Here is a 3,253-nt window from a genome sequence, read left to right as displayed (position 1 = left end):
CAGGCGCGCCAGCAGGCCGAGGCCGCCGGGATGGCGGCAAGGCCAGCCATGGCGGCGAGGCGGCCCACGGGGTGCCGGGCGATGGCCAGTGCGGCCATGGCGAGGCGGACGGGACGTCGGGTGCGGCCAAGGAGTTCCGTCTGATAGTCTGCGGCGGTGGCGCCTTGCGCCAGCATCGCCGCCGCGAGCCGACCGGATTCGAGCGCGATCGCCATGCCGTCGCCGCAGAAACTGGGGATGACGGCAGCTTGATCGCCCAGCCGCCACAGGCCGTCCGTCGCGGTCCTTGCGAGATGGCCATAGGGCACGCGGCTGATCGCCAGCGGGCGCGGCAGCAGCGGCTCAGCGTCGGCCAGGGCAGCCAGGGCCGGCTCGTCGGTGAGGCGGGCGAGCAGGGTTTGCCAACTGCCCAACATCCGGTAATGCGCGCCGCCGATCAGCAGGCACAGGTTCAGCCGGTCGCCCTCCACCGGTTGCAGGCCGGCATAGCCACCATCAAAGAAGGTGACCGCCACGGTGCCGGCCAGCCGCCGCGACAAGGCAGCATCGCGAAAATACATCTTGAAGCCGATCTCGTCCGGCCCGTCCGGCCGGGGTGCCCCACGCACATCATGCTTGCCGCTCGCCAACATTGAGGCTGAAGCTGCGATATCGCCCACCGTGGTTTGCGCGATGCCGTCGGCCAGCCCGCGCACGGTCACACCGCGCTGCACCTCCACCCCGCTGGCCGCAGCACGCTCCAGCAACGCCTCGTCCAGCACGCGGCGCGACAGGCTCAGCGCAGGGAAAGGCAGTTTTGCAGAAACGTGGCGATGGCCGGCATTCACTTCGACACGGCTGATCGGCACCGCCCCCAGGGCGCGCGCATCGACACCTAGTCCAGCCAATGCAGCCACCGCCTCCCCGCTCAGAAACTCGCCGCAGATCTTGTCGTGCGGGCCGGCCTCGCGCTCCAGCAGCAATGGCGCGTGGCCGGTGCGGGCGAGATCGATGCCCGCCGCCGTGCCGGCCAGTCCACCGCCAACGATCAGCGGGCGCATGACGCCACCGTCCAGCGGAAGGGGATGTGCCAGCGCACCTCGGCCTGCACGCCGGCGGCTGCCAGCAAGCGTTCCCAATCGGCGCGGGTGAAGGCGCGGCGCACCGAGACGGCGCCATCATGCGCCACGATCGGATGCCAGCGGAAGATCAGTGCGAGGCAACGGAACCCGGCCCAGGCCAGCCAGTGCCGGTGCAGATCATTGATCAGCCAGCCGACCCGCGCCGTCCGGTCCATCCACTGGATGAAGCCGACCAGTTCATCGTCGCCCATGTGATGCGCGACCAGGCTAGAGATGATGAAATCCGGCTGCCAGTCGAGCGCCTCGGCGCGGCCGGTCAGCCAGCTGATGCCCAGGCCCGGATCGGTGGCGGCCGCGGCGACCGGGGCGGAGCGCGGGTTGAGATCGATGCCGGTCAGATCGGCCGCCACCCCCTTGCCCAGCCGCCAGCGCGCGATGGCGCGCAGCATGTCGCCATGGCCGAAGCCGACATCAAGCAGGCGGAAATTGACGCGCTTGGGCGCCTGCGCGCGCAGCCAGGCCAGGGTGGGCCAGCGCGCCAGGGTGAGGCTGTTGACCCGCGCCAGATCGGCGACGACCGCGGCATAGGTGGCAGGATCAAGATCGTCGGCGTCCATCACCTCCGGCAGGTCGGCGCGCCGGGAAAAATCCAGCGGCGCGCGTGGCCAGTTCTTGGGCCAGTCAGCCGGGATGGCGCCTGTCATCCACCCACCGTCTGGAAACGGAAGCTTTCAGCCGCCAATCCCGGCCCGAAGGCGACGGCAAAGCCCGGCGCGTCCTTGGGCACGCTGGTGCCGATGCCGGCCATGATCCGCTGCAGCACGAACATGATGGTGGCGCTGCTCATATTGCCGCATTCGCGCAGCACTTCACGCGACCAGTTCAATGCGCCCTGCCCGATGCCCAGCCCGGTTTCCACCGCATCCAGGATGGCGCGGCCGCCGCCGTGCACGGCCCACACGCCATAATCATCCGGGCTGCGGCCATGCAGCAGATCGGCCCCGGCCGGCCCGGCCAGCGCCTGTTGCAGGATGGCCGGCACCCGGCCTGAAAGCACCATGTCAAACCCCTGGTCGCCCACGCCCCAGGTGATGGCATCGGCAGAGTCGGCGATGGTGGCGGCGCGGAAATCGGTGAGCGCGATGCCGATGGGATCGGCCGTCACCAGTGCGGCTGAACAACCATCGCCAAACAGCAGCATGGCCAGCAGCGATTCCAGCTCGCCGGTTTCCTGGAAGTGCAGGCTGCACAGTTCGAGATTCACCACCAGCACCCGCGCCGAGGGATCGGAGCGGACGAAATGATGCGCCAGCCGCAGCGAATTGACCGCCGCATAACAGCCCATGAAGCCCACGTGCGTGCGCTCAACGCCAGGGTGGAGGCCCAGCCGCTGCACCAGGATCTGGTCAATGCCTGGCGCTGTCATGCCGGTGCAACTGGCAACGACGAGGTGGGTGATGCCCTCCAGTCCTTCGGTCGACAGGCCCAGGCCCGCGACGGCCTGTTCGGCCAGGCCCGGCGCGGTGGCGGCAAAGCGCGCCATGCGCTTGGCCGTCGTCGGAAAGGCGCCTGGGCGGTAGAAACCTTCGGCGTCGGCGGTGAAGCCATCCGGGTCCTTCACCGGGGTGAAGAAGCTCCAGCGATGATCGATGGCGCTGCGGCCGACGAGTCGTTTGAAGATCAGCTGGTCGCGCCGGTCCTTGATCAGGCCGCCGACGAAATCCACGAAAGCCTCGTGCACGTCGTTGGGCGGCAGCGCGGTGCCGATCCGGTTGATATGCGCGATAGCGGGGGCGGGCATCGCGAAATTCCTTTGATGTTTGAACGGCGACACTGCGCTGGAAGGGAAGGCCTTGCAACAGCATGAACTGCGGCCGATGGATGCGCCATGAACACACCAGGCATCACTGCGGTTCCCGGAATCCGTGTTGGCCACGCCCATTGCGCTGCGGCCCGCACCGGCGTGACGCTGATCATTCCCGACGAACCGGCCGTGATGGCGGTGGAGGTGCGCGGTGGCGGCCCCGGCACCCGCGAGACCGATGCCCTGAACCCGATCAACCTGGTCGAAAGGGCACACGGCCTGGCGCTGGCGGGCGGCTCGGTGTTCGGGCTGGCCGCCGGCGATGAGCTGGCGCTGCTGCTGTCTGCCGCCGGGCGCGGCCTCGCCATGGGCGACGGGCTGCCACCGG

General features: G+C 69.1%; 4 protein-coding genes. 1 reads left to right on the top strand and 3 read right to left on the bottom strand.

Annotated elements, in window-relative coordinates; translation table 11 throughout:
* The 3 genes from GJ693_RS14945 to GJ693_RS14935 form a co-directional block, all read right to left on the bottom strand.
* The coding region (locus GJ693_RS14945; protein WP_156257053.1) for an NAD(P)/FAD-dependent oxidoreductase at positions 1 to 1,040 on the bottom strand (1,040 nt) is incomplete at its 3' end.
* Entirely contained in the window at positions 1,028 to 1,765 is a 738-nt protein-coding gene (locus GJ693_RS14940) for a methyltransferase domain-containing protein (RefSeq protein ID WP_197042244.1), read from the bottom strand. The genes GJ693_RS14945 and GJ693_RS14940, both read right to left, overlap by 13 nt.
* Complete coding sequence (locus tag GJ693_RS14935; RefSeq protein ID WP_156257052.1) at positions 1,762 to 2,862, bottom strand: type III polyketide synthase; 1,101 nt, start codon at positions 2,860 to 2,862, stop codon at positions 1,762 to 1,764. The genes GJ693_RS14940 and GJ693_RS14935 overlap by 4 nt, the downstream gene beginning before the upstream one ends.
* Before the next feature lie 87 nt (positions 2,863 to 2,949).
* Between GJ693_RS14935 and GJ693_RS14930 the strand changes: the two genes are divergently transcribed.
* Positions 2,950 to 3,253: P1 family peptidase (locus tag GJ693_RS14930; protein WP_197042243.1), on the top strand; the 304-nt coding region annotated here is incomplete at its 3' end.

The sequence above is a fragment of the Sandarakinorhabdus oryzae genome (assembly GCF_009733735.1).
GTDB classification, from domain to species: Bacteria; Pseudomonadota; Alphaproteobacteria; order Sphingomonadales; family Sphingomonadaceae; genus Sandarakinorhabdus; species Sandarakinorhabdus oryzae.
Note: the sequence above shows the minus strand (reverse complement) of the source record. Positions and strands in the feature narration are given on the sequence as shown.

Excerpts from the sequence above, each read along its gene's own strand:
- GJ693_RS14940 (WP_197042244.1), bottom strand. The coding sequence starts at position 1,765 with ATGACAGGCGCCATCCCGGCTGACTGGCCCAAGAACTGGCCACGCGCG.
- GJ693_RS14935 (WP_156257052.1), bottom strand. The coding sequence starts at position 2,862 with ATGCCCGCCCCCGCTATCGCGCATATCAACCGGATCGGCACCGCGCTG.